Below are 3,851 nucleotides of genomic sequence, written 5' to 3'. Positions count from 1 at the left end.
GCCCCGTTGACTGAACTAAATGCCGAATGGTGCAGGTCTGAAGGGGTGGGGTCGATGTGGGTCGGTAGCTTGCGGACATGAGCGAAGGGGAAAGTTCGAGAGATCTGTCGGGGCTTGTGGTGGCCCGAGTGGGTCGGTTGATAGCGACAGGTCAGGCGGCGGAGCCTTACGTCTTGCAGGGCAGCGACGGTGAACGAGTGGAGTCCGTCGAGGTGTTCTTCCGGGAGCTGATCGCTTCCGGGAGGTCGGTGGCGACGGTGCGTTCGTACGGTATGGATCTGCTCAGATGGTGGCGGTTCCTTCACGCTGTGGACGTGGCGTGGGATCGTGCCGATCGGGTCGATGCCCGCGATTTCAGTTGTTGGATCCAGTTGACGGCGAAGGCACGACAAGGATCAGTGGTGCCGGCCAGCGCCGAGGCGGCTGCTACTGCTGCGGCATCGCCGAATCCTGTCACCGGCAAACCGGCTCTGGGGGCCGGGTACTCGCCGGCGACAGTGGCGCACAGTGAGACGGTGCTGCGAAGTTTCTACGATTTTCATCGGGACGCGGGGACTGGCCCGCTTCTGAATCCGTTCCCTCTCGATCTCTCTCGCCGGTCGAGACGGGCTCATGCGCACCACAATCCGATGGATCATTGGGCACCTGAGCGTGTGGGGCGCTACCGGCCTCGGGTCTCGCAGCGGATTCCCCGAGCGATTCCCGAGGATCTGTTCGATAAGTTGTTCGCGGCGTTGTCGTCGGATCGGGACCGGGCGTTGGTGGCGTTCTGGATTTCATCGGGGGTGCGAGCGTCGGAGCTGTTGGGAGTCCGCGAGTGCGATGTCGACCCGGGGCAGCAGTTGATTACTGTGGTGCGCAAGGGAACACGTGCGGTGGAGCAGGTACCCGCGTCGGCGGACGCGTTCGTCTGGTTGCGGTTGTATCAGGAGCAGTTGCGGGGCGAGGTGCCACTCGGACGGATGCAACCGTTGTGGTGGACACTGCGAAGGCCTCGCCGCCCGTTGAATTACCATGCGGCGCATCGGATGTTCGAGCGTGCGAATGCTACCCTCGGTTCGGATTGGACTCTGCACGACTTACGTCACAGTGCAGCGAGGCGGATGGCCAACGACCCGCACTTGTCCTTGGTGGAGGTCAAAGAGGTGTTGGGGCACGCCCATTTGTCGACGACCGAAATTTATCTGACACCCGATAAGGACGAGGTGATCGCCAGCGTCCTGGCCCACCACGCTCGTACTGCTGATCAGCGGGAACATCCGCGGGCTCCGTCGCCGCCTCCTGCTCCTGGATACGATCCGGCAGCGTTGAGCGTGCTGTTCGGGAGGCCGTTGTGAGCACTGCCGTCAAGCACATGACCCGCCCGGAACGCTTCGAGGTCACACCGGTGCCGCATTCGAGGATTCGCCAACTGCACAAACAGTTTCCACCACGCGAAGGTGAACTCTGGTGGCCGCACACCGCTGCCTCTGCTGAGGAGGTCGAGGCCCGACTGAACTGCTCGGTGCTTGCTGAGGCTGCGGTCACCACCCGAGCCGGACGGCACCGGGGCGTGATCAAGATACTGACCTGGTTGGCTTCGGTGCCAGGCGATACCTGGCAAGCCCGGTGGCTCGCCAGCGGCGCCGAGAACATCCGCGGGTCTCGTTACGGCGCGACAACCTCCTGGGCCGATCTCCCGGTGGAATGGATTGCCGGACACGGGCGCCCTGTCAGACATGATCGCAACGACCTGGCTGCAGGACTGCTGATGTTGCTGTGCCTGGACGTGATCCGGCCGCAGTTGCCGTGGATGCTCTCCCGGGCGCACCCGTTTCTCGCGCCGATGATGGCAAAGCTGCGAGATCCGGACGGATTCGCGCGGTTGGACGAGCTTGCTGCCACTCAGCCGGATACCTCGCGAGACGATGCACGAATCGCAGCGACCAGAATCGCGACCCTGCTGGTATCCAAAGGCGGGACGGTCGCGGAGATCACTGTCGGCGATTGCGTGGAGCTGATCGAAACGATGGCGCAGGTGCACTCCCGCCGCGGTCAGAAGAAGATCGATTTCTACCTGCGACTACGTGCGATGGGCATCTTTCCCGAGGATGCACCACACAGCATCCGTGCGTTCGGCGCTCCGGTCGGACAGTTGACGATCGAACAACTCGTCGACCGCTACCCGATCGAGAACCAACCGATCCGAGCTCTGCTCATCGACTATCTGCGCGAGCGTCAACCCGCGCTGGACTACACCAGTCTCAACTCTCGTGCCCGAGGACTCGCCGGGCTGTTCTGGAGCCGCGTCGAGACACTCGCCCCCGGTATCGACACCCTGGCGCTGCCGCCTGACGTTGCCCGAGCATGGAAGGACGACCTGAGATCGATCACACGCACCGCCGTCGACGCGGCGGGACGAAAGCACGAAACAACTTCGCCCCGAAAGAATTACAAAGACAATCTGTTGCAAGTGCGTGCGTTCTATCTCGACCTCGCGCACTGGGCCGTCGAAGATCCGGCACGCTGGGCGCAGTGGGTGGCGCCCTGCCCGATCAGCGACGCCGAGGTCAAAAGAGGCAAGGAACTCAAACACCGTAAAGCGCGGATGGATCAGCGCACTCGCGAGCGATTGCCTGTCCTGTCGCAGTTGGTTCGGTCCGCAGCTGACCGCCGCGCGGCCGCAGCGGCTCTACTTGTTGCGGCGCAGAACACCGAACCAGGTGAGGTGATCGCGGGAACCGACGGAGAACTGCGACGATCCTTGATCCGTCGGGGAACTGGCCGCGTCGTATGGGCCGACAATACTGTTACCGGTGTTCGCCGCGATCTCACCTACGAGGACGAGGAAGCATTCTGGGCATTCGCCACTATCGAAGTGTTGCGGCTCAGCGGTATCCGTCATGAAGAGCTCCTCGAGCTCAGTCACCACAGCATCACCGAATATCGACTACCTAGTACCGGTGAACTGGTTCCGCTGCTGCAGATAGCTCCATCGAAGACCGATACCGAGCGGCTGATCTTGGTCAGTCCCGAGCTTGCGGAAGTCCTCAGTGCGGTAGTTCAGCGTTCGCGGCAACCCAACGGATCGATACCGCTCGTGGCTGCCTACGATACGCAGGAGAAGCTGTGGAATCCGCCGATGCCGCTGCTCTTTCAGCGGGGAATCGGAAACGAACGCCGAGCGATCCCACCGAGTTTCGTCCGCAAGCTCCTCATCAATGCGCTCACCGTGGCAGCTCTCACCGATGCCAGTGGCGATCCGTTGATGTTTCAGCCCCACGACTTCCGGCGAATATTCGTCACCGACGCGATCATGAACGGCCTGCCACCCCATATCGCACAGGTTATTTGCGGGCACAAGACAATTGACACGACGATGGGCTACAAGGCCGTCTACCCCTCGGAAACGATCGAAGCGCATCGAGCGTTCATCGCGCGTCGTCGTTCGATGAGACCCAGTGAGGAATACCGGACACCGACCGACGAGGAATGGGATGCGTTCTTGTCTCATTTCGAGAAGCGGAAAGTATCGGTCGGGACCTGCGCACGGTCGTTCGGCACACCCTGCATCCATGAGCATGCTTGCGTCAGATGCTCACTCCTGCGGCCGGATCCAACGCAGCGAGGCAGGCTCGAAGAAATCCGAGACAACCTCGAAGCCCGCATCATCGAAGCCAAACAGGAAGGCTGGCTGGGTGAAGTCGAAGGACTGCAGGTCAGCTACACCGGAGTCAGGGACAAGATCGCACAGGTCGATGCCACGATGAAACGAGGATCGGCAACAACTGACCTCGGAATGCCTGGATTCGGATCGATCTCGGGAAGGACTTCCACATGATTACCAAGCTTGAATTCTTGTTCAGAGAAGC

General features: G+C 61.6%; 2 protein-coding genes. Both read left to right on the top strand.

The window, feature by feature from the left end; translation table 11 throughout:
• The first annotated feature begins 77 nt into the window (after positions 1 to 77).
• Entirely contained in the window at positions 78 to 1,337 is a 1,260-nt protein-coding gene (locus H7C86_RS36605) for a site-specific integrase (protein ID WP_011133407.1), read from the top strand.
• Positions 1,334 to 3,820, top strand: a complete 2,487-nt coding sequence (locus H7C86_RS36600) for a site-specific integrase (protein WP_011133408.1) — start codon at positions 1,334 to 1,336, stop codon at positions 3,818 to 3,820. The genes H7C86_RS36605 and H7C86_RS36600 overlap by 4 nt, the downstream gene beginning before the upstream one ends.
• Positions 3,821 to 3,851 lie beyond the last annotated feature (31 nt).

This window comes from Rhodococcus sp. UFZ-B548, assembly GCF_903819475.1.
In the GTDB taxonomy this organism is placed as follows: domain Bacteria; phylum Actinomycetota; class Actinomycetes; order Mycobacteriales; family Mycobacteriaceae; genus Rhodococcus_F; species Rhodococcus_F erythropolis.
Note: the sequence above shows the minus strand (reverse complement) of the source record. Positions and strands in the feature narration are given on the sequence as shown.